Below are 25,193 nucleotides of genomic sequence, written 5' to 3' on the forward strand. Positions count from 1 at the left end.
ATGGACGGAATGATAGATACGAAACAGATGGAGATAGAAGGTAACTGAGGGGAGCATGTACAAATCATGAATTATACAATACAGGCTTCACAACGCACTCCCGCCCTGATCATTTACCTGATTGACATCAGCGCGTCGATGAACATGCTGATGGAGGGGCGGCGGCGTATTGACGTTGTATATGAAGCTATATCGTTGGCGATCCGGCAGATGGTTTTTCGGTCAACCAAAGGAAATCGGCTGACAGCGCGCTATCGGATTGCGATTTTGGCTTATAGTGACGATGTGTATGACCTGCTGAATGGTGTCAAGGGAATTGATGAAATCGCGGCCATTGGTTCGTTGCCCGATTTGACACCCAAACGGTTTTCAGATTCAGCAAAGGCCTTCTTGCAAGCTGAGCGTATTTTGCAAGCGGAATTACCAGGGATGCAGGACTGTCCTGCACCTTTGGTCTGTCATATGACAGATGGAGTTTCCACAGGTGATGATCCGGAACCGATTGCGAAGCGTATTATGAGCATGAGCGTACCGGACGGTAATGTACTGGTGGAAAATATATTTTTATCCGACAGGTTGCTGGAAACGCCTATTCAGGACCCCCGTCGCTGGAAAGGTCTAACACATAATACGCCGTTGCAGGATGAACATGCTGTGAAATTGCGTGATATGTCTTCTGTGCTGCCTGAAAGCTATCGGGAAATGCTATTTGAGGCAGATTATCAGTTAGGTGAAGGAGCCATTATGATGCTACCCGGAACCTGTGCGGAACTGGTGTCCATTGGGTTCCAAATGTCGGCCGCAACGCCTGTACGGTAAGGAGGTAAAAGCATGAATCCACTGCTGTCCCTGCTCCTCGTGAGCAAAAAAAAGGGAATGAATGCAAGGCTGACTCAGCAATTTGCTTACATAAGCTCTCAGACAGGCGATCAGCCTTTATCATCTCATCACAGTCGTTTTATGTGTCGTTATGGCTATGGAAGGTCTGCCGAATCTGCCAGTATGGGAGAAAGCGGACAGGATTTCGCCGCAGTACGTATTCATAAATCCGTCTGTTGTTTTGTCTTGTGTGATGGTGTCGGGCTCAGTTACCGAGGAGATTTTGCGGCCCGCTATCTGGGTTCTTCTTTACTGGATTGGATGGAACGGGGACAAGATCTGTCTGCTGATCAATTGAGAGTGTACCTTGAACGTTTGGCAGGTACAGCGGCAGAGGAACTGGATCGGCAACCTTTGGATCACGAATCAGGCTTAATGCGTTCGGTATTGGAAGATAAACGTCGTCAAGGTAGCCAGTCCATGTATATTTGTGGTAAAATCGAACTGCCGAAGCGTGGTAGCCGTGGTCGTCTCCGACTTGCCTGGCAAGGGGACTCACGTTTGCGACTATGGAATGGTGCCGAGGAAATCAGCGAGCTATTCGATCATACCTTCTCTACAGCGGAGCGCTGGTCTACAAGCCGTGGGCCGATTGGAGGGAAGCCTCATTGGTACGAAAGAAGCATATCCGCAGATATGCCGATGAGATTACAGGTATATACGGACGGTTTATCCGATTTGGACCCCATTCGCGAGCCTGTCCCTGATGAGCAGATACAGGTATTGCTGGATGCATCCCACACCGGGGGACTTGATGATGATGCTGCATTTATTGAGCTGCAGTGGTAAATGAATAAGCAAAAGGACGTTATACAACCATGGATATGGATGTATACGTCCTTTTTTTGATGAATACATAGAACATTACGATTCGTTAAGATATTTATAGAATGTAACGAGGAGGAGAAGGAAAGACGCGCTAATGCGCGTAATATTCGTACTTTTCTTAAATATCGCAAAAGAATAGCAAAAAATGCGCAAAAATGGTGATTATAAAGTATATCCTTTTGGGTAATCTTGTGATTATACAGATTACTGAAAGGGAGCGATACATATGAGCTACACATATGCAGGAGGCGCACGCTTTGAAGGCAAAACGGCTCTGATCACGGGGGCTGGTTCTGGCATTGGCAAGGCAACGGCCATTCAAATGGCTAGAGAAGGAGCAAATGTCGCTCTTTTTGACGTAAGTAATGAGCGTATTTTGGAAACAGAAAGAGAAATTAATGCTATACGTGAAGGGTCAGCGCGGGCATTTGACGTGGACATTGCCGATCCGGTGCGTGTGGAAAAAGCAGTTCTGGAAGCGGTTGAATTATTTGGCGGTCTGCATATCATTTTTGCTAATGCGGGGATTAACGGGGTCGTCGGACCGATCGAGGATCTGAGCATTGAGGATTGGCGGCAAACATTGTCCACGAATCTGGACGGTACCTTCCTGACGGTGAAGTATACAATTCCACATTTGAAAAAGAACGGTGGCGGCAGCATTATTATTACCAGTTCCATTAATGGAAATCAGCGCTTTACCAGCTTTGGGATGTCAGCCTACAGCACATCGAAGGCAGGTCAAACTGGTTTTGCTAAAATGGCTGCGCTGGAGCTGGCTAAGTTCCGTATTCGTGTCAATGTCATCTATCCTGGGGCCATTTCGACCAATATTGATGAAACCACGGAGAAATCGGAAGGGTTAAAGCAAATTACCATCCCCGTCAAGTTTCCCGAAGGAGGGCAACCGTTGGCAGATGGACCGGGTCAACCCGAGCAGGTAGCTGATTTGGTAACATTTTTGGCCTCAGATCATTCGCGTCACATTACTGGCGCACAAATTGTAATTGATGGGGCAGAGTCGTTATTATTTTAGAAAATAGAGCATTCTCTGGGACAGAGAAATGTTTTGTGGTATCCTGAGTGTATTGTCTTGGTTACGGTGCGAATGTGAAGCTCACATAAAAAAACTGGATCCTTCGCACCTCGAAATTTGTCGAAATGGATTCGAATTATTTTTTTTGATAGAAGTCAATAGTGGATTCAAGCTTGTTTGGCATCGTTTTTTTCGAAAATGCATGGAATTGATATCATTAGGGTATTAATTCCTTCATTTTCGCTGTCGCACTCTATGTGAGTGCGTGGATTGAAATAATGGCTCCGGTGAGCTGTCCCATAAGCCTGTCCCAGTCGCACTCTATGTGAGTGCGTGGATTGAAATTACATCGTCGGATCAGTCCTCTAAAGAGTCTGCTGTCGCACTCTATGTGAGTGCGTGGATTGAAATCTGACAAAGTGTACTCCATCAAACTCACATCCGTAGTCGCACTCTATGTGAGTGCGTGGATTGAAATACCTCCTTTCGGTGAAATAGTGCAAATAAAAAGCCGAGTCGCACTCTATGTGAGTGCGTGGATTGAAATCATGTTTTTAATTTTTATTACAATAAGATCATATTAGTCGCACTCTATGTGAGTGCGTGGATTGAAATTGACTGGTGTGACTTTAATGATTTATATATTTTGTCGCACTCTATGTGAGTGCGTGGATTGAAATAAGCCACGCCTGCCAGTAATCAGCGGTGATGTGGCCTGAAGTCGCACTCTATGTGAGTGCGTGGATTGAAATCTCTTTCGCCAGAGTGAAAATAAGCTCCAATGATTCGTCGCACTCTATGTGAGTGCGTGGATTGAAATAACTTGAAAGAGATGGCGGCAAAACAAGTTAAGGCCAAGTCGCACTCTATGTGAGTGCGTAGATTGAAATCTTGCGGATGTTATTATATCTTTTGCCGCTACGAAACGTCGCACTCTATGTGAGTGCGTGGATTGAAATATATTGGGAGTTGCCATTAGTGCCTATGCCACTAGTCGCACTCTATGTGAGTACGTGGATCATGACGGAGCAGTCGCCACTTGGTCGTATAAGTGGAGAGCGCCTCTTTATCCGAAAACATGAAGAGGTCCGTGAAGTAGAGGAACTGTAGATTTTACGTGGCTTGGAAGGGACGGTGGCAGTTCAGTACAATTCCGTTCTCGATGAGCTGATCTTGCAGCATGGACGCCATAAACGCCCTCCGTTAGATAATGTGAGTGCCCTATTATCTTTTGCCTATAGACTGCTGTCCAACGATATGAAATCGGCACTGGAAGCTGTGGGCTTGGATGCTTATGTAGGTTTTCTGCATAGAGATCGTCTAGGACGAGCCTCATTAGCACTGGATGCGATGGAAGAGCTTCGAGGAGTATATGTCGACCGTTTCGTTTTGTCCTTACATTGATTAACAAAAAATTGATTAATGGCAAAGGATTTAAAAAAAGAAAACGGGGCCGTCATGATGGACGATGATACGAGGAAAATCGTATTGAAGGCATGGCAGGAACGGAAACAGGAAAAAATTATTTATTCTTATTTGAATGAGAAAATGTCTTGGGGGCTGGTGTCCTATTCCCAGAAGTATACGATATGGAAAGCCCACTGATTTTGTAAGGTGCGAATGTGAAGCTCACATAAAAAACCAGGGTCCTTCGCACCTCGAAATTTGTCGAAAAGTAATTGAATGAGTTACCTTCAGTAAAAGTCAATGGTTGATACAAGCCTTTTTGGCATCAGTTTTTGCGACAATGCGTGGAATTGATATCATTAGGGTATGAATTACTGCATTTTCGCGTCGCACTCCATGTGAGTGCGTGGATTGAAATTGTTCCAAGTTTGGATTATGGAAATATTTGGTCGGTGTCGCACTCCATGTGAGTGCGTGGATTGAAATATAAATTCGAAGCTGCATCTTACTGGATGGTGAAGTCGCACTCCATGTGAGTGCGTGGATTGAAATTTGAAATTTGTCCTGATACTCAAGATCGCCATCCTGTCGCACTCCATGTGAGTGCGTGGATTGAAATAATTTTCGAGCGTAAAAAGCCGTTGGCTGAAAACAGTCGCACTCCATGTGAGTGCGTGGATTGAAATCACTTTGCAATCTCGGTATATACAACGTTGGATGGTCGCACTCCATGTGAGTGCGTGGATTGAAATCACAAATGTCCAACAGTGCCGCAGGCGGTCATTGGTCGTACTCTATACGAGTATGTGGTTGAAGTATCTATAGTGTTCGTAACCTTGCATAATAACTCCCAGGAGGCTTTACATGATTGGAGTCAATATATAATTTGTTTTATGAACTTTAAGATTATTAGTTTAGTTCTCTCTAAAATACTATTTCCACATGACTATAAATAATATTTGTTTACATAACGAGAATAGATCTAATATGATTAGTAAGTGGAAGAGAGTCTAGTATTTTTAAGCGAAATACAAGTCTCTTCACAATAAACACCCAAAAGTCATAAAATGAATATTGCGCTATGGGTGTGAAACCGAAATCCTTAAATTAAGTAGATAAGAGAGGAAAGGAAGAGAAATTACAACGCTAGGACAATTATATTATCATTATCTATGGATTCACTTAACAACGAGGAATGTCCAAGTGGGGACTGTAGAGGCTATCGATATTGTACCTTATGACACGATTACACATTTTAAGTATTTGCTCAAAGGGGGAAAATAGTTGAATTTATTATCTATTCCTGGTCTATATTTTTATATCTATCTAGGTATAGGCCTTATCGTGGGATATTGGTTTGTATCTAAGGAATTAACTGAACGTGCACAGGAAATGCAGCAAGAGAACCCAGAGGAAAACGATGAGGAACTGTCAACAGCTAGAGAGGGTCTTTATCAATCCCTACATGATCTTTATCATTTAATAGGTCAGAAAGGTGTTATTGCTGCGATCTATATTTTATTTATGCTTTTTTGGCTTCCGATGTGGTTAGTCATTACTTGGAAGAGGTTATTCACGAAGAAAATTAAAGGAGATTAAAAAATGCAATATATCGCCCACATACGGGAAAGCGACCAAGAGATTCAAACGGTTGCCGAACATCTATTGGAAACCCGACAATTAGCAGAAACCTATGGAGACAAAATAGGTATTCGACATATCACCGGACTCGCTGGCATGCTTCATGACTTGGGGAAGTACACGGAAAAGTTTCAGAATTACATACGTTTGGCGGTACAAAATCCTGACAAACCACCGAAACGAGGAAGTGTAGATCATTCTAGTGCGGGTGGAAAGTTATTATTTAATCTTTTTCACACTCAACCTCAAGGCACATTCGATAAGCAGGATTTATTTATCAAATATGTATTGACCGAAGTTGTAGCAAACGCTATTATTTCGCACCATTCTTATTTGCAGGATTTTTTAAACCCACAGCTGGAATCAAGATTTTTGTATCGGGTGCGTGACCTAGAGATAGAGGGGTTTGAAGATGCAGTAGCGCTTTTCTATAAGCAGGTCATGGAGAAATCTACATTTTTTGATTATGTGAATCAAGCAAAGGCTGAGTTGGATCAATATATGAACCGAGATGATGGGGCAGATTTTGAACTCAAATTGATGTATTTATCCAAGTTTGTGTTTAGCGCTTTGATAGATGCAGATCGAACCAATACTCGCTGCTTTGAAGAAAATAAGAACACAGGCGATAAGATCGCAGTTGAAGCCATGAATCATCAAAAGTTGTTTCATGGGTATTACGAAAAATTAATGATGCACATCAAATCCCTACAAGCAGCCAAGGATGCCAATACACCTATTAATCTACTTCGAAAAGAAATGTCCGAACAATGCGAACAGTTTGCAGAAAGGCCCTCTGGAATACATACGCTCTCGATCCCCACAGGCGGTGGAAAGACGCTCGCCAGCTTTCGTTATGCCTTAAAACATGCTGTAACATATAAGAAGAAACATATTATTTATGTCGTTCCATTTACGACCATTATTGAACAAAATGCCCGAGAGGTTCGCAAAATAATAGTGGACGATGCGAATATTCTGGAACATCACTCTAATGTAGCCATGGACGATGTAGAAGAGGGAGAGGATAATGAGCTTGAAGATGTAGTTGTGAGTATGCGTCAAAAATTAAAGCTGGCTAAGGATAATTGGGATTCGCCGATCATTTTCACCACAATGGTGCAATTTTTAAATGTTTTTTATGCTGGCGGCAGTAGAAATATTCGTAGACTTCACAATTTAAGCGAGTCTGTCATTATTTTCGACGAAGTACAAAAAGTCCCTACTCACTGTATTTCATTATTTAATCAAGCAGTAAATTTTTTGAAAACATATGCTCATTCAAGTATTGTTCTCTGCACGGCTACACAACCCGAATTAGATTTTGTACATAACAAGCTAGAAATTGAACCAGATGCAGAAATGGTGCATGACCTGAACCATGTTATAGAAGCGTTTAAGCGGGTTGAAATTGTGGATAAAGCAACGGATATGAAATTTAATACGGAGAAACTTACCGACTTTGTTGAGGAAAGACTTGCTGATGAACAAAGCGTGCTCGTTATTTTAAATACAAAAACGGTGGTGAAAAACCTATATCACAGATTAAAAGAAGGAAGTGGTACAGCCCCGATCTACCATTTAAGTACATCCATGTGTCCAGCTCATCGCAATTCCATATTGGAGGAAGTTAAAAATCACCTGCAACATAAAGAGCCTGTCGTTTGCATCAGTACACAATTAATTGAAGCGGGAGTGGATATCAGTTTTAAGTGTGTCATTCGGTCCTTGGCTGGTTTGGATTCCATTGCTCAGGCGGCGGGCAGATGTAATCGCCACGGAGAAGAAAGAATGAAGCAAGTATATGTCATTGATCATGAAGAAGAAGATCTCAAGCGATTAAAAGAAATCAGAATAGGTAAAGAGATTTCTAGAAAAATGTTTATTGACTTAAAATGTAACAAAACTTGCTTAGGCGGAAACGTATTATCAGCTCAGTCCATGGAAATATATTTTCAAAAATATTATTCCGAGGTAAAGACCGACTTAAATTATTTTATTCCTAAATTGAGAAAAAATATGACTGAGCTATTATATGGCAATCGTATAGAAAATACTTATTTTCAATCTTATTGCAAAGAAAATGAGACGATTCTTCCCTTATTCTTAGCGAATAGCTATAGGACGGCAGCGGACCATTTTCAAGTCATTAAGGATCATACTACCGCGGTAATTGTTCCTTATGGGGATGGAGAAAAAGAAGGAAAGGAGATCATCGCGGACCTAAATGGACAGCAAAGCATAGCAGACCTTACCGATTTGTTACGCAGGGCACAACAATTCACTATTAATATATTTAACTATGAGAAAGACCGATTAGATCAAAATAAGGGGTTAGTTTCTTTTTTGGATGGAAAAATATATGCACTAACCGATGGAGCTTACGATGACTGTTATGGCCTCAATCTTGAAAATGACAGTCTGCTTAGTGGATTTATCCTTTAAAAACTCTTTGATTGGGACTAGGGACTTATATTCTACATTGACTGACCCTGCCAAAAGTAATATTCTGGTACTGTGTTTAGAAAAAATAGTCATAGAAAGGAGGTAAATGCTAGTTGAGAAATGCGATCGAATTTAAAGTTTATGGAGATTATGCACTGTTCACAGATCCACTAACCAAACTTGGTGGTGAGAAATTAACTTATAGTGTTCCAACATATCAGGCGTTAAAAGGTATTGTCGAAAGTATTTATTGGAAGCCTACGATTATGATGGTAGTAGACAAAGTTCGTGTTCTTCATGCTATTCGGATGGAATCCAAAGGCGTTCGCCCCATCGAATATGGCGGTGGTAATACCCTTGCTAATTATACTTACTTGAAAGATCCCTGTTATGAGGTTCAGGCTCATTTTGAATTTAATCCGCATCGCCCCGAGATGGAATATGACCGTAATGAGAATAAGCATCATAACATTCTCAAGCGATCATTACTTGCTGGTGGGCGTAGAGATATTTTCCTAGGTACACGAGAATGCCAAGCTTATGTAGAGCCTTGTGAATTTGGTATAGAAGCAGGTTTTTACGATAACTATGGTGACATTCATTTAGGCAATATGGTACATGGAATTAACTATCCAGATGAGACAGGCAGGGATCAAATGGAAGTCCGTTTGTGGAATCCAGTAATGAAGGACGGAGTCATTGATTTTATTCGACCGGAGGAATGCACACAAGTTCGCACAATAGCGAATATGCAACCTAAACGGTTTGATGAAAATAACGTTCAATCCGCTGATGAGTTGCTTGCGCAATGGGAAGGGTGGGTGAATTAAATGAGCTGGTTGCTAAATTTATATGAAACGTATGAATCTAATCTTGACCGTGTGGGTGTGATTGAGAAGAAATATAATGATCGTGAATATACATTGTTGCCTATTTCCCACACGACCCAAAATGCGCAGATCGAAGTCGAAGTTACAGAACAAGGTGATTTTCATTCAGCCAGGATACTGGATAAAAATGAGTTTAGTACATTGATTCCTTCTACTGAAAAATCCGCCAGTAGAGCCGGCTCTGTCATATCACCTTATCCGCTGCATGATAAATTAAGCTATGTTGCCGGAGATTTTGTAGCATATGGTGGAAAAATAAAAAAAGAAGAACCATTTTCTGCTTATATTCAGCAGTTAGAAGGCTGGGCTACTTCAGATTATGCCACTTCAAAGGTGAAAAGCATATATCGTTACTTAAGCAAGCGCCGCCTGATTAAAGACTTAGTAGACGAGTCAATTTTATATCTTGATGCGGATCAGAAATTAATAAGTACATGGGACAAGAAGTACGAACCTATACATGGGGAAAAACCACCTATATTTACAGCGGTTCCTGGTGAACAAGAGAGCGTATTCATTCGTTTTAATGTGTACTCTCCAGATAAAGTTTTAGCTAAAGTTTGGGAAGATAAAGAAATGTATGATTCATTTGTTGGTTACTATAGCCAGTTGCTGGGAGAAGAAGACATTTGCTATGTTACTGGAAAGCAGCTCCCTAGCACAGACAAGCATGCCAATAAAATCAGAAATTCCGGGGATAAGGCGAAGTTGATTTCCGCCAATGATACGAGTGGATTCACGTTCAGAGGACGATTTGCCCACAGTCATGAAGCTGCAAGTATCAGTTATGAAGTATCTCAAAAGGCTCATAATGCCTTAAAATGGCTCATTAATCGTCAAGGTAAAGTCATGGAGCAACGTGTTTTCCTAGTGTGGGGAAATGATGAACCGAGTATTCTGAATTTTACCGAAAATGATAATATCTTTGCAATGGGCTTGCCATCCAAGGCTAAAGAAATAAAAAGTCATACAAACGAAGAGTTTGCTTTTGAATTAGCCAAAGCGTTAACGGGTTATGCCAATACACTAGCTGTCAAATCTAATTCCAAAGCAAAAGTCAATATTCTTGTACTTGACTCAACAACAACAGGGCGGATGGCTGTGATCTATTATCGTAATTTGGATAAAAAATTGTATTTTGAAAAGCTTATTCACTGGCATTCCACCTGTGTATGGCTTCATCGCTATCAGAAGGATGAGCAGGGTGAATATTTACAATTTTGGGGTGCTCCAGCAACGAAAGATATTGCTTTTGCAGCATACGGTTCAAAGGCTAATGATAAACTCGTTAAGGGTTTGATGGAACGAATGCTCCCCTGTATAGTAGATGGTCAAAACATTCCTCAGGATATTGTGAGGAGTGCTATTAACCGCGCCTCTAACCCGGTATCCATGGACAAGTGGGAATGGGAGAAAACACTGAGCGTGACATGTGCTTTGGTTAACCAACGGGAGGGATACAATGTGGCATTAGATAAAGAAAATATGGATCGCAGTTATTTATTTGGCAGACTGTTGGCGATAGCAGATGTGATGGAACGAAGCGCATTAGACAAGGATGAGAAACGATCTACAAATGCAATCCGATATATGAATGCATTCTCACAACATCCAGAAAGAACCTGGAGGACCATTCAGAATGCCTTGCAGCCACATCAGGCCAGACTTGGTAAACGCTTAAGCTATTATTCCAATATGATTGATGAAGTGCTTCACAAAATCCCCTTCAACGAATTCAACAATAAACCATTGACCGGAAAATACTTGTTAGGACTCAGTAGCCAACGCTATGAAATCTACCATAATAATCATAAAAAAGATCTTGAGAGCAATAACGACAACAAAGAGAACAACACCTTAGACATGAATGAACAGCAGGAATCCTAAGTAACTTTAAAAATATGTAGGTACATTAAAGGAGAGTAATCATATGTCCGTGTTGGATCACAAAATTGATTTTGCAGTTGTTTTGTCGGTTACTAGAGCAAATCCCAATGGCGATCCCCTGAATGGCAATCGTCCGCGGCAAAATTACGATGGTTATGGTGAGATTTCAGATGTGGCTCTGAAACGGAAATTGAGAAATCGTCTGCAAGATATAGGAGAGTCTATTTTTGTTCAATCGAATGATCGGAAATCGGATGCTTTTAATAGTTTAAGAGAACGTGCAGATGCCAATCCTGAATTGGAAAAATTCTTCAAGGGCAAGGAAGGTTCAAGTGATGAATTTGCTAAAATTGCCTGTCAGGAATGGATAGATGTTCGTAGCTTCGGTCAAGTATTTGCGTTCAAGGCGGCGAGTAAGGGAGCAGGAGTGTCCGTTGGAGTAAGAGGTCCTGTATCTATACATACGGCAACCAGTTTAGATCCTATTGATATTACAAGTATGCAAATTACAAAAAGTGTAAACTCCGAACCAGGGAAAGAAAGAGGTTCCGATACGATGGGGATGAAGCATCGGGTGGATTTCGGCGTGTACCTTTTCAAAGGAAGCATCAATACACAACTAGCTGAAAAAACAGGATTTACCAACGAAGATGCTGGAAAGATCAAGGATGCGCTGATTTCGTTGTTTGAAAATGATGTTTCATCCGCCCGTCCTGACGGTAGTATGGAGGTTCATAAAGTCTATTGGTGGGAGCACAAGTCCAAACTTGGAAAATACTCATCTGCTAAAGTACACCGATCTTTGGAAGTGAAACCGAAAGAAAATGTAAGTGCAATCGACAAATCTTTTGATACACATTATGAATGTATATTAACACCGCTCGAAGGCTTAGAGGTTCAAGAGTATGCAGGGCTATAACGAAGAAGATTATTTGCTGCTATCCGGTTTACAGCATTTTAATTTTTGTAGAAGACAGTGGGCGCTTATTCATATTGAGCAGCAATGGGAGGAAAACGTGCGGACGATTGAGGGCAATCATTTGCACAGGAAAGCCGATCAGCCCATGATTCGTGAAAAAAGAGGGGATAAGCTCATCGTACGCGCGTTACCTGTACATTCCAGAGAGCTTGGAATTACAGGAATCTGTGACGTGGTAGAGTTCATATGTGATCCCCTTGGTGTTCCGCTTGCAGGGGAGGAAGGTACCTACCTTCCTTTTCCTGTTGAGTACAAGCGTGGCAAACCGAAACGAAATGACTCGGATCATGCACAATTGGTCGCACAAGTGATGTGTCTTGAAGAAATGCTCGTGAGTGAGATTTCAAAAGGCTACTTTTATTACGATGAGATCAAACACCGTGTAGAGGTTATCATCACGGCGGCTGACCGAGAGCGTGTGCGTACAAGCTTGCAGGAAATGCGGCATTATTTTGAGCGAAATCATACACCTAAAGCCAAAGCGGGACCACACTGCCTGAGCTGCTCACTACATAACATATGTGTTCCCGAAATACTGAATAAAAAATCAGTTTCAAGCTTTATTGAAAGCAGGATAGCTGAATGAAAAAATTACTAAACACATTATTTGTGACCATGCCAGATACGTACTTGTCACTAGATGGGGAAAATATCGTGATCAAACAAGAAGAGTCCATTCTTGCACGGTATCCTTTGCACAATTTGGAGGCGGTTTGCACTTTTGGCTATTCAGGGGCCAGTCCAGGCCTCATGGGAGCTTGTGCAACACGCAATATAGACCTAACCTTTATGACACGAAGCGGACGCTTCTTGGCGAGAGTTACCGGGGAAAGCCGGGGAAATGTGGTACTGAGAAAAGAACAGTACCGGATTTCCGATGATGATAGAAGAAGTGCTCTTGTAGCCAGAAATATGATTATAGGCAAAATATATAACCATAAATGGATTTTGGAACGGGCAACGAGGGATTATCCACTTCGTATTGATACGGAACGCATGAAGAAGGTGACCGCTTCTTTGACAGAGATCATGAAGCAAGTCCGAGAAGTGGAGGAACTGGACATTTTACGCGGTTTGGAGGGGACGGCGGCAGTTCAGTACAATTCCGTGTGGGATGATCTGATCTTGCAGCAAAAAGATGACTTTTACTTCCATGGGCGCCATAAGCGCCCGCCGCTAGATAATGTGAATGCCCTATTATCTTTTGCCTATACATTGTTATCCAACGATATGAAATCTGCACTGGAAGCTGTCGGTCTGGATGCTTATGTAGGTTTTCTGCATCGAGATCGTCCAGGGCGAGCCTCCTTGGCACTGGATGTGATGGAAGAGCTTCGAGGAGTATATGCCGACCGTTTTGTCCTTACATTGATTAACAAAAAATTGATTCATGGGAAAGGATTTTACAAAAAAGAAAACGGGGCTGTGATGATGGACGATGATACGAGGAAAATCGTACTGAAGGCATGGCAAGAACGGAAACAGGAAAAAATGATTCATCCTTATTTGAATGAGAAAATGTCTTGGGGACTGGTGCCCTATTCACAGGCTTTGCTCTTGGCTAGATATATTCGGGGAGATCTGGACGAGTACCCTCCATTTTTGTGGAAGTAGGTGTGAACATTTGCTCATTTTGATCACGTATGATGTAAGCACAGTAGACAGAGAAGGTAGAAAAAGACTGGCAAAGGTTGCGAAAAAGTGCGTAGATCACGGACAAAGGGTGCAAAATTCTGTGTTTGAATGTATTTTGGACTCGACCCAGTTCCGCAGCTTAAAGTATGAACTTGAAGAATTAATAGACCCAAAAGAAGACAGCTTGCGCTTCTACAACTTAGGAGATAACTACAAAAAGAAAGTAGAGCATATAGGGGCAAAGGAAGCTTATGATATGGAAAGCCCACTCATTTTGTAAGGTGCGAATGTGAAGCTCACATAAAAATCCCGGGTCCTTCGCACCTCGAATTTGTCGAAAATCAATTGAATCAGTTGCCATCAGTAAAAGTCAATGGTTGATTAAAGCCTTTTTGGCATCAGTTTTTGCGACAATGTGTAGAATTGATATCATTAGGGTATCAATTACTGCATTTTCGCTGTCGCACTCCATGTGAGTGCGTGGATTGAAATAAGCTATCCCCTCCCATCTATCATATCGTTTTTCCAAGTCGCACTCCATGTGAGTGCGTGGATTGAAATTTCAATCGTGCGGAGGAACGTTTCAGGCCGGGCTAGTCGCACTCCATGTGAGTGCGTGGATTGAAATTTTACCGCCGAGCCCGATGGATTTATAGGCTTCTAAGTCGCACTCCATGTGAGTGCGTGGATTGAAATTTTTTCACGATCTGACATAAACATAGGTTTTCCGTCGTCGCACTCCATGTGAGTGCGTGGATTGAAATCTTTTGGAATCAGTATCTAAATCATTTCTTACATAGTCGCACTCCATGTGAGTGCGTGGATTGAAATTTATTTCAAGTTGAAGTGTGATGTAATTAGGAAATTGGTCGCACTCCATGTGAGTGCGTGGATTGAAATATGCCTAACTGGTGGTCTATAAGTATTGTTTCAGTCGCACTCTATGTGAGTGAGTGCGTGGATTGAAATTTCACAAGTACAGCTCCCATCGAAATGAATAGAAGACACGTTGCGGAATTGAACTGCGCAAGGGTTCTGACCAGGCTGTTATTGTTTCCGCTGGTTAACTGGTTCCTTGCCGCCTGAACGTGCCTTAAAGCCCCGGAATAACTCGGGAAGTGACTCTGGATATTGCTGAATTACAGGAGCTCTGCTGCGATCTGTTTGAGCACTGGCGGTGTTGGGATGAGTTGGCCGTCACCTTTGTTGCCCTTGATGTAGGTTTTATCCTCGTAGGCATAATATACATCGCCTTGGCCCTCAACGACCGGGTAGCCGCTCTCATCATCAGTTAAAGATGTTTGCACGTGATTGCCATGTTGTGCGGCATGCTCCTCATTTGATTTTCCGTGATACAAATTTACCACATGAAAAGTCCAGGGACGGGCCACTTAGAGGCCACTTTAAGGACAAATATAGGACACGAAAAAAATTTTCTGTGAAAAGTGTTTTTTCTCCGCAACTTTTTCCATCTATGATCAGTCTATTATCTAAGAAGGCTTTTTTTCCAAATATAATTAAGATTGAAAGGAAGTGCAAATTTATTCAAACTCCTGTATGTAGATGAGGGGAAGCCTATCGCTATATCATGAGAGGATGAGGGAAAGATTATGACGAAAAAGTGGGTATCTTTATTTTCTGTTATTTGCACAGTTTTCTTCCTTTTTGGCTCTAGTTCAACTTATGCAGAGAGTTATTACGCTGGAGTCACGAAGCCCGGAAGTCAGTATTTGGGTATGACTGCTACCATTACAACTCCGAGTAAATTGCCTACACTTGGTACTAGCGGTGAGTCAGCTTGGGTAACAAATGTCACTCCAAGTCGAGATTGGATTCAAACAGGTATCCGATTTTATTCAGGATATCCGGGATTTGCAACTTACGTTGAACATACTGTTAATGGAGCTTATGGCATGCAGGAAATAGGGACTCACCTTTTATCTTCATCTGTAAAATATATGGTTCAATATGGTTCTGACAGTAAATGGCATGCATATATTGGAGGTTATGATAAGGGGAGCTGGAGCTTAGGAACAAATAATAATGTACAAGCGAATGCAGAAACCCATTCTACAAATACCCAAATGGGACCATTCCAATTTACAGGTGTGCAATACAAAAATACAAATGGTGTGTGGAAAGCAAATGATACGGCCCCACGTGCCGATAGTCCATATCATGTCAGCAAAACGGATAATTCAAATTACAAAGTCTATTAACCAATAATTTTAAAGGAGGTCGAAAGTAATAATGAAACATAAAAAGTTGCTGATCGTTGGGGCTGCACTGGGCATTTTTAGTGGGGCTTTTTATATAAATTCCATTTCTGCCGAGAGTCCTACTGAGCTTATCCAAACCAAGCTTTCTCAGCAAGGAGTATCCATTTCAAGCATTAGTGCTCAACAGGAGGACTTAAAAGTAGAAACAAAATCAGTTTCTAGTTCTGGAAAAGCTACAATTGATGACATTAAAGCGATTCGCGCGGTTCGAAATGAAGTACGGAGTGGAGTCAACGGAACCAATGAAATCAAAAATATTGATTTAGCTATTAAAGGTGCAAATGGAAAAACGATTTATGATGAAGTTTCTAATGATGTTACTCATATCCCAGACTTTTCGAAAAAAATCCAAGGTTCCCTGGAGTCGACAAAGGTCCTGGAAGCTGTATATGGTGAACTTCAAGGAAACGGTATGGATGTAAAATCGGTAGATATTACAGATAGCGTTATTGGTGGAAAGCTGGCAAAGATTGTGATTAAAGCGGATGTCTCCGAGATCAATAGTCTGGTTCCTAAAATTGAACAGTGGATAATGGCGTTAAATGATGCTAAAGACAGCAATGGTATTTCTCAATACGATCTGACTATCAATGGTAAAGATAATGAAGTATTATTCTATTTGACAGCAGATTTAGTATATCGTGATTTTTATTGGTGGCAATCAGATGCTTTAGGCGGTGAAACTTGGACGAACTCTGGACCTGAAAGTGAGAAGGCTGCTAACAGTAAAGACAAAGTAGAGGCGACACTTGAAAAAGGGATTACTGCTGAACCACCCGGAGTAGACAATAACGGTTTAGAAGAGCCCCAAATTAAAAAATAAAGATTATAAAGTATTTTGAAAAGGTGTTTCTCATTAAAACGGGGAACGCCTTTCTTACTAAAATAATTCACAAAAGAATAAGGTGCTGGATAATTTCCACCCAGTACCTTTAAATAAGTTGGAGGTAATAAACATGGTCTATTTATACATGTTTATCAGTCTCATAGTGTTTTATGTCGTGGTTTTCATTCTCTCTCTGTTTACTATCCATGTGATTAAAGGTGATGAGACTACCTATATTTTACTGGTTCTCATAATCGGAATCCTTCTTCACAATTCTGAAACCAAAAAAAGATAAGTAGTCGTACACCAATAAATTCAGCTATATAACCTCTCTACATACCCCACCTCATATACTTCGACTCTCAAGGCAGCGGCAAGAATATTAAGGGCTTCCGACTTTATACGGCGGAATGTCCTGTCGCCCAAGCCTAAATCTCCACAAACTATGAAATCAAACTCACCTTCATCATCCAAGTAACTCCGCATAATAACCTCACGCTGCACACTAGACAATCTACTCATTGCCGCTCCAGCAGCTTATCCTTCGCCTCCAGTTCTGCCTCCTTGTCCACGTTGTATGTGGCGATTTCCTCCGTCTGCTTGCTGATAGCATTTGTAGATTGATGTTCTCTATATGAATACGCCTAAGTGGTTGCTGCTTCCCGACGAACAGAACCGATCTGACGATACTGCCGAACTGTCTCCAAATATTCCTCCACCGCAAGGCGGGTGGCTTTTTCGTCGACCGGCAGAATATTGAACGTTAATTGTAAGTTGTTTTTTCTTCTTTTCCCCAATGCAATCCCCTCACCGTGTTATAATTTGGTGAAGGTTTGAAACTACTGACCCTCGCGGGCCCGGCCAAGGAATGCAGGGGAATGAGGCAACAATATGAGGGCGTACAGGGGATAAAATGCGGAAGAACCACCGAAGGATGAAAAATCCAGTGCGGTGGTTCTTTTTTTTCACTCGTCTTGTATGTCATCATTATAGGGGGAGGCGATGAAGGATGTTCCAGGATTTCAAGCTCGTCAGTGACCGCCCGGTCTCGATACAAGTAAAAGAATACGTCAATCGTTTAATTATAAAAGGGGCGCTTCAGGCAAATCAGAAGCTGCCTTCCACACGAGAAATGAGCGTTCTGCTTAAGGTGAGCCGCAATACAGTCATTGCAGCATATGAAGGCTTGGAGGATGACGGGTTTACGTATGCGATTCCCGGAAAGGGTAGTTATGTGGCCGCCATGGTGGGCCGGTCGAATGTAGATAACGGAGGGTCTGACAGCTCTGCCACCTGGGAGATCGACTGGAAGGCAAGAATGAACGAGTATGCTGTATCGGCTGTTGATCTGGATATGATGAAGCAGGGCATTCGTGCCCAAAAGGGAACTATCTCGTTCACAAGCATCGCTCCGGATGAGCAGCTGTTTGATCTGGGGGATGTAAGGCGAGCTTTTATGGATCGGATGGCAATCGAAGGACAGGTGCTGCTCAACTACGGCTATGCCAAGGGCTACAAGCCTCTGATTGTTTACCTTATGCATTATATGGAGAACAAGGGCGTCGATATAATTGGAAAGGATATGCTGATTACAGGCGGGTTTACAGAAGGCTTTGACATTGTGCTGTCGGCTTTACGCCCTTCTGCACGCCGCGGAGCAGCAATTTGTGAAAATCCGACCCATCACACAGCGATCAAAAATTTGAAGTTGCAAGGATTTGAGATTACTGGCATTCCGATGGAGCGTGACGGTATTGATGTGGAGCGGCTAGAGGAGGTACTGCAGACCAATAGCTTCGATTTGGCCTATTTGACTCCTTCCTATCATAATCCGACAGGCATCGTCATGTCGCCAGCAAAGCGCAGCGCTGTTATGAAATTAATGATGCGCTATCAGATTCCGGTGATCGAGGATGGATTCAATGAGGAGCTGCGCTACTCGGGAGCGCATGTTGCGCCCTTAATAGCGACAGCAGGGCAAGGGAACGGAGTAATCTATATTGGTAGCTTCTCCAAAGTGCTGTTCCCTGGCTTGCGAGTAGGCTGGGTGCTTGGAGACCGAGCACTGATTGACACTCTGGAAAGCATTAAGCGTGCGCGCACCATTCATACCTCAACAATCGATCAATCGATTTTATACCAATATATGCTTAACGGAAATTTCGATAAACATGTAAAGAAAGCACGGACAGAGTATAAGCGCAAATATGAGCTGACAAAGGCATGCTGTGAAGCACATCTTCCTGAGGCGCAGGTTTCTGGTGACGGGGGCTTGCATTTGTTCCTTACCTTCCCGGCAGGTGTGAATACACGCCAGCTGCTAGAAGCTTGCACAGAACAGGGCGTCATTTTTACACCGGGAGACAGGTTTTTTATTCAAGAAGGCGAAGGGATGAATACATTGCGGCTTGGGTTTTCACGAGTAACGGATGAAAATATCGAACGGGGTATTCAAATAATCGGCAAACAGGCGCGTAACTTTCCTAAGGCATAAGGATTAAGAAAAGAGCTATAGAGATGAAATATTGTTCTGGAGAAGCACCAGCGATCGGAAGAACAATCCGTAGCCACATAATAATTTTGAAGAAAAATGAGGTGTCATGATGAAAATTGGCGTTATTATGGGCGGTATTTCCTCTGAGCGTGAGATTTCTCTGCAGACAGGTCAAGAGATGATCAATCATTTGGATCGCAGCCGTTATGAAGTGGTTCCAATGGTGATCGAGCAGCGAGCGGATTTAATCACGCAGGTTCAGCAGGCCGGCATCGATATCGCGCTGCTGGCACTGCATGGTCAGTATGGCGAGGACGGCACGGTGCAGGGAGCGCTGGAGACGCTGGGCATTCCCTACACAGGCAGTGGTGTCCTGGCAAGCAGCTTATGCATGAATAAGCAGTTGTCCAAGATGCTGTTGAAGGCAGCGGGTGTGCATACGCCTTCAGGCCTTTACTGGCAGGGGATGGACGATTATGATCCGCAGGTAGTGGAGCGTCTGGGCTACCCGGTTATTGTGAAGCCGAATACGGGGGGATCAAGCATCGGCATCCAGCTTGTACAGAATGAGAAGGAGCTGCTACCGGCTGTTCAGGAGGCTTGCAGCTTGGATCAAGCGATTTTGATTGAGCCCTATTATAAAGGGACCGAGATTACCTGCTCGATCGTGGACGGCGAGGTATTGCCGATTATTGGTATTAGCTCCGCTCGTTCGAAGTGGTTCGACTACAAAGCTAAATATGAGGTCGGTGGTGCTAAGGAGGAGGTGATCGAGCTTCCTCCCGTTATTGAGCATCGTGTGCGCGAGGCGGCACTGGCCAGCTACCGACTGCTGCAATGCAAGGTCTATGCAAGGGTCGATATGATTTTGTGTCAGGATAGGCCTTACGTGCTGGAAGTGAACACATTACCGGGAATGACCGCCAATAGCCTGCTTCCGAAAAGTGCGGCAGCTGCGGGTATAACTTTTACACAGCTGCTGGACCATATTATTGCCAGTTCGCTCCATGAGCGGAAACAGGAATGGGGGGTGGCGTAATATGTTTATTGAAAAGGGTGCAGGGCGGTTTCTATCCTCGCGTGTACGGGATATTCGGCCATCGGGAATTCGCGCTTTTTTTGATCTGAATGCAGCAGGAGGAGATACAATCGCCCTTGGGGTCGGAGAGCCTGATTTCGTTACACCGGAAAAGGTGCGTGAAGCTTGCATTCAGGCATTGCGTGAAGGACAGACGAAATATACTTCGAATGCCGGCTTGATGGAGCTGCGGGAGGAGATCTCTGCTTATTTTTCCGGCAGCTTCGCGCTTTCCTATGATCCTGAGCACGAAATGATCGTGACGGTGGGGAGCAGTGAAGCCGTCGACCTGGCGCTACGAGCAGTGATCGATCCGGGTGACGAGGTGCTGATTCCAGCCCCAAGCTATATTGCCTATGAACCCATTACCCATCTGCATGGTGGTAAAATTATAGAGGTAGTGGCTACGGCAGAGGAGCAATTCAAGCTGACCCCGCAAGCGCTGCAAGTGGCAATTACACCTTATTCAAAGGTTTTAATGATCAATTACCCCTGTAATCCGACAGGAACAGTTATGACGGAGCAGGATTGGCTACCGATTACAGAGCTCATTATCAAACATAATCTGGTCGTCGTTTCGGATGAAGTGTATGCCGAACTGACTTACGGGAGAAAGCATGTCAGTATCGCCTCTTTGCCGGGCATGAAGGAGCGTACGATTGTTATCAGCGGTTTTTCCAAAGCATTTGCGATGACAGGCTGGCGGGTAGGCTATGCGTGCGGTCCGCGTGAGCTGATCGCCAGCATGCTGAAAATCCACCAGTACACAGCCATGTGTGCGCCCACCATTGCACAGATAGCCGCGCTGGAATCATTGCGTCATGGCTTGGCTGCCAAGGATGAGATGATGGCGAGCTACAACGAACGTCGCAAGCTGTTTGTGGCCGGCTTGAATGCAATCGGGCTTGCTTGTCATGAGCCTGAAGGGGCTTTCTATGCCTTTCCTTCAATTACTTCTACTGGCATGTCATCTGAGCAGTTTGCACTTCGTATGCTGAAGGAAGCGAAGGTGGCGGTCGTACCGGGACATGTATTCGGATCAGGCGGAGAGGGCTTTATTCGCTGCTCATATGCAGCCTCGCTCGTCGATTTGGAGAAGGCACTGGAACGGATGGGAAGGTTTATGAGGGTAATGCAGCCGGTATGATGAACAGGGTTAATAACTCAACTTTTGCTGAACGTTTTCATAAAATATTTTACAAATACCTTTATGATTTTCGAAAACATAAAGGTATTTTTCTGATCAATGTAGTGGATATTTTCGGATGTATTTACCCAAAGCCCGAACGTTCAGCTTTGGAGTTAACTGGTGGAACCCTGCTTTTAAATGCGCTATCGATGAATTAAATATATTCGAATGTGCGCTTCCTCCTTCACAGGTGGCAGAACTGGCAGAGGTGAAATAAGTCCAGGCAGGTATTTGTTGCTAAGCCAAAAAGCGAGTCTGTTCAGGTGCGAATGTGAAGCTCACATGAATTCTCCGAGAGATTCGCACCTCAGATTTTGTCGAATTATATCGAATGTGAACAAGTTTTAAACGATCGCAAGAGGATGAGGTAATATTAGATGCGTTTTTGCCAAAATAACGCTAGAATGTTATTTAAATAGGGGGCATTTGACCCATTTTCGCTGTCGCACTCTATATGAGTGCGTGGATTGAAATTGCTTCAACACATCCAAGCTAATCCGCAAGATGCTGACAAGTCGCACTCTATATGAGTGCGTGGATAATGACGTAGTAGCCTCGTCACCTGGTCACATAAAGTGGTGACCGGATCATGAAGCAAATCCGAGAAGTGGAGGAACTGGACATATTAGCGGTTTGGAGGGGACGACGGTGGTTCAGTACAATTCCGTGTGGGATGATCTGATCTTGCAGCAAAAAGATGATTTTTACTTCCATGGACGCCATAAACGCCCGCCGTTAGATAACGTGAATACCCTATTATCTTTTGTCTATACACTGCTGTCCAACGATATGAAATCCGCACTGGAAGCTGTCGGTCTCGATGCTTATGTAGGTTTTCTGCTTAGAGATCGTCCAGGGCGAGCCTCCTTGGCATTGGATGTGATGGAATTAGAGTATGAATTACTACATTTTCGCTGTCGCACTCTGTATGGAGTGCGTGGATTGAAATTTTATAGGTAGTAGGGGGTGTATCCCCCTTAAAGCTCGCACTCCATGTGAGTGCGTGGGTGGTATGAAAAAGAAGGCTTGTTTCGTGGCCTACCCAGCAGTGAATAGTTGCAAATCTCTTTTTAACGGATTTCTCATTCGACAAATTTCCTCTTACTTTTATGAAACAATTACTTAACATTTACAATGGTTGAAGTATAAATTAAGGTGGGAGTTGCTTATGAGGGTTTCCATGAGTAAGGTTCTAAAACGTTATGCAACGATTCTATTGAACTACGCAATAGTGATAGGGGCATTTTACGCTTTGGGATATCAGATGAGCGCTATGGGAATCTATGCAATTCTGACAGGAATTGTGACTGGAGAAATAATCAACTTAGCATTATCAATGCGAGAGAAATGAACCTATGTATCCCTTGATTACATCAAAATCAGGGGATTTTTCATTTGATTAAGAGGTTCAACAGAGTTATTACCTGGGAACTCTATATCATTTACTAATAGTAAAGAATATGGAGAAATGAAATAGTCATGTCAACTCTGTGAAACCTTTTATTTTGGCAATCCAATTTCACTTTTGCTATTCGTTTTCACAATCTTCCGTGATTTTTAAAATAATGGAATTTTATGTGAAGGGTGGTTAAGACTTGAAGCATACACCTACGATTTCAGCGGAGTTTGAGGATTATCTAAAACAAAATGATATGACGTTGAGTCAATTTGCCGAATATTCAGGGTTCATCAAAGAACGCTTAGTCATTGGATTACTCAGCATCGTCCTGTTTCCGTACAGCAGCTGGACCAAATTACTGTGGCTATGGATTTGCCAGAAGGCTATTTTTACGATCTATACATAGAAAATTACATCATTGAACTTTCACCGAATTTTAGGCGAATCGAGCCATTATTGTATCGTTGTGCGGAGCTGGACAAGCTGGATGCAATCCGACGAATGGTTGGAGATATCATGGATAATCCGCTGTATGCGACTAGGCTATTCGATGTTGCAGAAGCATTATTTGAACAGGGACAACATGCTGCTGCGCTTCCTCTCTATGAGAATGTCGCAGAAGTGGAGAAATATCAGCATTCTGAACGCTTGGCCATCTGTCAATATCGTATATTCACGATTCAAGTTGGAGATGATCAGAGCCTTAATCTCAAGGCAGCCACACTGTTTGAACCCTTTGTGGAACGTCTGGATGAAATAGATCAGCTTGATGCCTTAAAGGATTTGGCGAATGTGTATCGTTCTTTGCGCTTATGGGATCGGCTTGATGTGACAGCACGCAAAATGAGAGGTAAAGCGGAAATCCAATATGCGCTAGAGCATCAGCAGAAAAAACGAAAGCCTGCACTTGAAAAGAAGCTAAGTCGTCCTTTGTTTGTGTATATCACCTATGCTGATTTATTGTGTGCAAGCGTCTGTGAAGCCCAAAGTAATTACCAACAAGCTCTACAATATACATACGCCTACGTTAATTTAGAGTGGGTCAAAGAGACGGACGAGGATACTCTGCATTGGATTAAACTATTTCAAAATTGGGCGCTATGTAATACTTACGTTAATAAATTATTATCCGGAGATATAAGTGTGCTTCCGGATTACGTTGAATATATTAGTGTATCATCAAATACCACTAAAGAAATGGTTACTCAATTATTGAATATTATGATGGCGGCTAACCGATTTCAAGTTGATGTGGATGACATACTTCAACAGTTCGAAACGGAGATTGATTCGATCACCCAACAGCAATTATCTGCTGATATGTACACTCATCAAGTGGTTCCAGAACAATCAACACGTTTTAAATATGAACTGGCTAAACACTACTTAAATAAAGGTAATTACTCATATGGATTTAAATACTTACTAGACGTTTTATCTAAATCATTAGTCATTAACAAAGAAGCCTTTTTCATTAGCTGCATAAAATTATTTGAGCAGTTCAAACAATTTGCAGACTTTAGACTGTGTACAAAGTATGAGAGTTTAGTTAGAGAAGGGCGAAAAGAAAGATTATTTTATTATTAGAAGTAATCAATCATTTCTCAGTGTTGATCCCAAGCTGAATAAATAAAATATATTTGGATTTTAAGTTCAGCTTGTGGGAGTCTGTTGGGATTTTAAATAAACATAAAACGTCAAAAAGTGCCTCTGGAATGCTCCAGAAGCACTTTTTTTGTCGAGTAAATTATCAAAAAATCCAAAAGTTTACGTTTTGTATTAGCATATGACACAGAAGGGGGAATCATGCTGATGAATCCAGGTGTGACTTTACTTCGTGTCGAACGGACCAGAAAAAGACTGTACCAAGTCCAGAAGAAGTACGGATTTTTAACGCATCCCAAAGTGATTGAACAATCCATGAAACTGGATAAACTATTGAATCAATACCTAACCTGTAAAATGAAATCTTAGCTAATATGTATGCTTGACGCGCTTTTAAAGCAAGAAGACGAACTCCAATCTCCAAACCCCGATAAAATTCTAAATCCTATACTATGAAGAGGTGATAACGTTGCTGAACAAACGAAATCCTGTAACCCCTTTCGGCTGGAAAATCAAACAAAAGCTAGTTGAAATTCAAATGGATCAGAGAACTTTTTGTGACACCTATCGTATTCCTGCTAGCCGCTTGTCCAATCTCATTCATGGAACACGCAAGGCAAAAAAGTATAGAGAACAAGTATGCCAATTGCTTGGGATCGAAGAATGACCAGCTCTCTCCTACAGGAATACAAGACA

21 protein-coding genes, 3 pseudogenes and 3 CRISPR repeat arrays are annotated in these 25,193 nt (G+C 42.5%); of the genes and pseudogenes, 22 read left to right on the top strand and 2 right to left on the bottom strand.

All coding sequences use genetic code 11. From position 1 onward, the window contains the following. Nucleotides 1-66: 66 nt before the first annotated feature. The 13 genes and pseudogenes from MKX46_RS00345 to cas2 all read left to right on the top strand — a co-directional run bounded on the left by MKX46_RS00345 (nt 67) and on the right by cas2 (nt 13,907). On the top strand, nt 67-819 hold the full coding sequence (locus MKX46_RS00345; protein ID WP_013309992.1) for a vWA domain-containing protein: 753 nt from the start codon (nt 67-69) through the stop codon (nt 817-819). A gap of 12 nt (nt 820-831) precedes the next feature. Beyond that, nucleotides 832-1,668, top strand: coding sequence for a hypothetical protein (locus MKX46_RS00350; RefSeq protein WP_165147473.1), 837 nt, complete (start codon nt 832-834; stop codon nt 1,666-1,668). A 265-nt stretch (nt 1,669-1,933) separates the two neighbouring features. Then, nucleotides 1,934-2,743 carry an SDR family oxidoreductase gene (locus MKX46_RS00355; protein WP_023988269.1) on the top strand — a complete coding sequence of 270 codons (810 nt, stop codon included), beginning with the start codon at nt 1,934-1,936 and terminating at the stop codon, nt 2,741-2,743. A gap of 245 nt (nt 2,744-2,988) precedes the next feature. Continuing rightward, a CRISPR array of direct repeats spans nt 2,989-3,703; the repeat unit is 32 nt. An 18-nt stretch (nt 3,704-3,721) separates the two neighbouring features. Next, nucleotides 3,722-3,853, top strand: coding sequence for a hypothetical protein (locus MKX46_RS25525; RefSeq protein ID WP_425312600.1), 132 nt, complete (start codon nt 3,722-3,724; stop codon nt 3,851-3,853). Then, nucleotides 3,854-4,321 (top strand): annotated as a pseudogene (gene cas1 / locus MKX46_RS25530) (CRISPR-associated endonuclease Cas1); the annotation flags it as partial. A gap of 215 nt (nt 4,322-4,536) precedes the next feature. Continuing rightward, nucleotides 4,537-4,902: direct repeats of the CRISPR family, unit length 32 nt; unit sequence GTCGCACTCCATGTGAGTGCGTGGATTGAAAT. 532 nt (nt 4,903-5,434) lie between these two features. Beyond that, on the top strand, nt 5,435-5,749 hold the full coding sequence (locus MKX46_RS00365) for a hypothetical protein (RefSeq protein ID WP_165147470.1): 315 nt from the start codon (nt 5,435-5,437) through the stop codon (nt 5,747-5,749). 3 nt (nt 5,750-5,752) lie between these two features. Beyond that, nucleotides 5,753-8,236, top strand: coding sequence for a CRISPR-associated helicase Cas3' (gene cas3 / locus MKX46_RS00370; RefSeq protein WP_340932005.1), 2,484 nt, complete (start codon nt 5,753-5,755; stop codon nt 8,234-8,236). 113 nt (nt 8,237-8,349) lie between these two features. Next, nucleotides 8,350-9,066, top strand: coding sequence for a type I-C CRISPR-associated protein Cas5c (cas5c, locus tag MKX46_RS00375; protein WP_165147464.1), 717 nt, complete (start codon nt 8,350-8,352; stop codon nt 9,064-9,066). Further along, entirely contained in the window at nt 9,067-11,013 is a 1,947-nt protein-coding gene (cas8c, locus tag MKX46_RS00380; RefSeq protein ID WP_341070751.1) for a type I-C CRISPR-associated protein Cas8c/Csd1, read from the top strand. Between the two features lie 43 nt (nt 11,014-11,056). Then, nucleotides 11,057-11,932, top strand: coding sequence for a type I-C CRISPR-associated protein Cas7/Csd2 (gene cas7c / locus MKX46_RS00385; RefSeq protein ID WP_340932008.1), 876 nt, complete (start codon nt 11,057-11,059; stop codon nt 11,930-11,932). After that, nucleotides 11,919-12,578, top strand: coding sequence for a CRISPR-associated protein Cas4 (gene cas4, locus MKX46_RS00390; protein ID WP_341070752.1), 660 nt, complete (start codon nt 11,919-11,921; stop codon nt 12,576-12,578). The genes cas7c and cas4 overlap by 14 nt, the downstream gene beginning before the upstream one ends. Beyond that, complete coding sequence (gene cas1c, locus MKX46_RS00395) at nt 12,575-13,606, top strand: type I-C CRISPR-associated endonuclease Cas1c (protein ID WP_076294870.1); 1,032 nt, start codon at nt 12,575-12,577, stop codon at nt 13,604-13,606. The genes cas4 and cas1c overlap by 4 nt, the downstream gene beginning before the upstream one ends. A gap of 10 nt (nt 13,607-13,616) precedes the next feature. Beyond that, complete coding sequence (gene cas2 / locus MKX46_RS00400; RefSeq protein ID WP_023988276.1) at nt 13,617-13,907, top strand: CRISPR-associated endonuclease Cas2; 291 nt, start codon at nt 13,617-13,619, stop codon at nt 13,905-13,907. Nucleotides 13,908-14,087: 180 nt separating this feature from the next. Next, nucleotides 14,088-14,527: direct repeats of the CRISPR family, unit length 32 nt; unit sequence GTCGCACTCCATGTGAGTGCGTGGATTGAAAT. A 239-nt stretch (nt 14,528-14,766) separates the two neighbouring features. Here the strand turns inward: cas2 and MKX46_RS00405 are convergent. Beyond that, nucleotides 14,767-15,018, bottom strand: a complete 252-nt coding sequence (locus tag MKX46_RS00405; RefSeq protein WP_165147452.1) for a hypothetical protein — start codon at nt 15,016-15,018, stop codon at nt 14,767-14,769. A 219-nt stretch (nt 15,019-15,237) separates the two neighbouring features. Between MKX46_RS00405 and MKX46_RS00410 the strand changes: the two genes are divergently transcribed. Continuing rightward, nucleotides 15,238-15,846, top strand: coding sequence for a hypothetical protein (locus MKX46_RS00410; protein ID WP_165147449.1), 609 nt, complete (start codon nt 15,238-15,240; stop codon nt 15,844-15,846). Between the two features lie 31 nt (nt 15,847-15,877). Then, on the top strand, nt 15,878-16,729 hold the full coding sequence (locus MKX46_RS00415) for a hypothetical protein (protein WP_340885128.1): 852 nt from the start codon (nt 15,878-15,880) through the stop codon (nt 16,727-16,729). 647 nt (nt 16,730-17,376) lie between these two features. Here MKX46_RS00415 and MKX46_RS00420 read toward each other — a convergent pair. After that, the gene (locus MKX46_RS00420) at nt 17,377-17,529 is read right to left on the bottom strand and encodes a hypothetical protein (protein WP_238437776.1); all 153 of its coding nucleotides are present in this window, start codon (nt 17,527-17,529) and stop codon (nt 17,377-17,379) included. Between the two features lie 212 nt (nt 17,530-17,741). Between MKX46_RS00420 and MKX46_RS00425 the strand changes: the two genes are divergently transcribed. From MKX46_RS00425 to MKX46_RS00455, 7 genes and pseudogenes are all read left to right on the top strand, one after another. Further along, entirely contained in the window at nt 17,742-19,226 is a 1,485-nt protein-coding gene (locus tag MKX46_RS00425) for an aminotransferase-like domain-containing protein (RefSeq protein ID WP_340885130.1), read from the top strand. 109 nt (nt 19,227-19,335) lie between these two features. Then, complete coding sequence (locus MKX46_RS00430; protein ID WP_340887084.1) at nt 19,336-20,265, top strand: D-alanine--D-alanine ligase; 930 nt, start codon at nt 19,336-19,338, stop codon at nt 20,263-20,265. Nucleotide 20,266: 1 nt separating this feature from the next. Next, nucleotides 20,267-21,451, top strand: a complete 1,185-nt coding sequence (locus MKX46_RS00435) for an aminotransferase class I/II-fold pyridoxal phosphate-dependent enzyme (RefSeq protein ID WP_340885133.1) — start codon at nt 20,267-20,269, stop codon at nt 21,449-21,451. 631 nt (nt 21,452-22,082) lie between these two features. Beyond that, nucleotides 22,083-22,381 (top strand): annotated as a pseudogene (gene cas1, locus MKX46_RS00440) (CRISPR-associated endonuclease Cas1); the annotation flags it as partial. Between the two features lie 707 nt (nt 22,382-23,088). Continuing rightward, nucleotides 23,089-24,479 (top strand): annotated as a pseudogene (locus tag MKX46_RS00445) (helix-turn-helix domain-containing protein). Between the two features lie 219 nt (nt 24,480-24,698). Then, nucleotides 24,699-24,866 carry an aspartyl-phosphate phosphatase Spo0E family protein gene (locus tag MKX46_RS00450; RefSeq protein WP_165147432.1) on the top strand — a complete coding sequence of 56 codons (168 nt, stop codon included), beginning with the start codon at nt 24,699-24,701 and terminating at the stop codon, nt 24,864-24,866. A gap of 103 nt (nt 24,867-24,969) precedes the next feature. Then, the gene (locus tag MKX46_RS00455) at nt 24,970-25,164 is read left to right on the top strand and encodes an XRE family transcriptional regulator (RefSeq protein ID WP_322252094.1); all 195 of its coding nucleotides are present in this window, start codon (nt 24,970-24,972) and stop codon (nt 25,162-25,164) included. Nucleotides 25,165-25,193 lie beyond the last annotated feature (29 nt).

The sequence above is a fragment of the Paenibacillus sp. FSL P4-0113 genome (assembly GCF_038009305.1).
In the GTDB taxonomy this organism is placed as follows: Bacteria; Bacillota; Bacilli; order Paenibacillales; family Paenibacillaceae; genus Paenibacillus; species Paenibacillus polymyxa_D.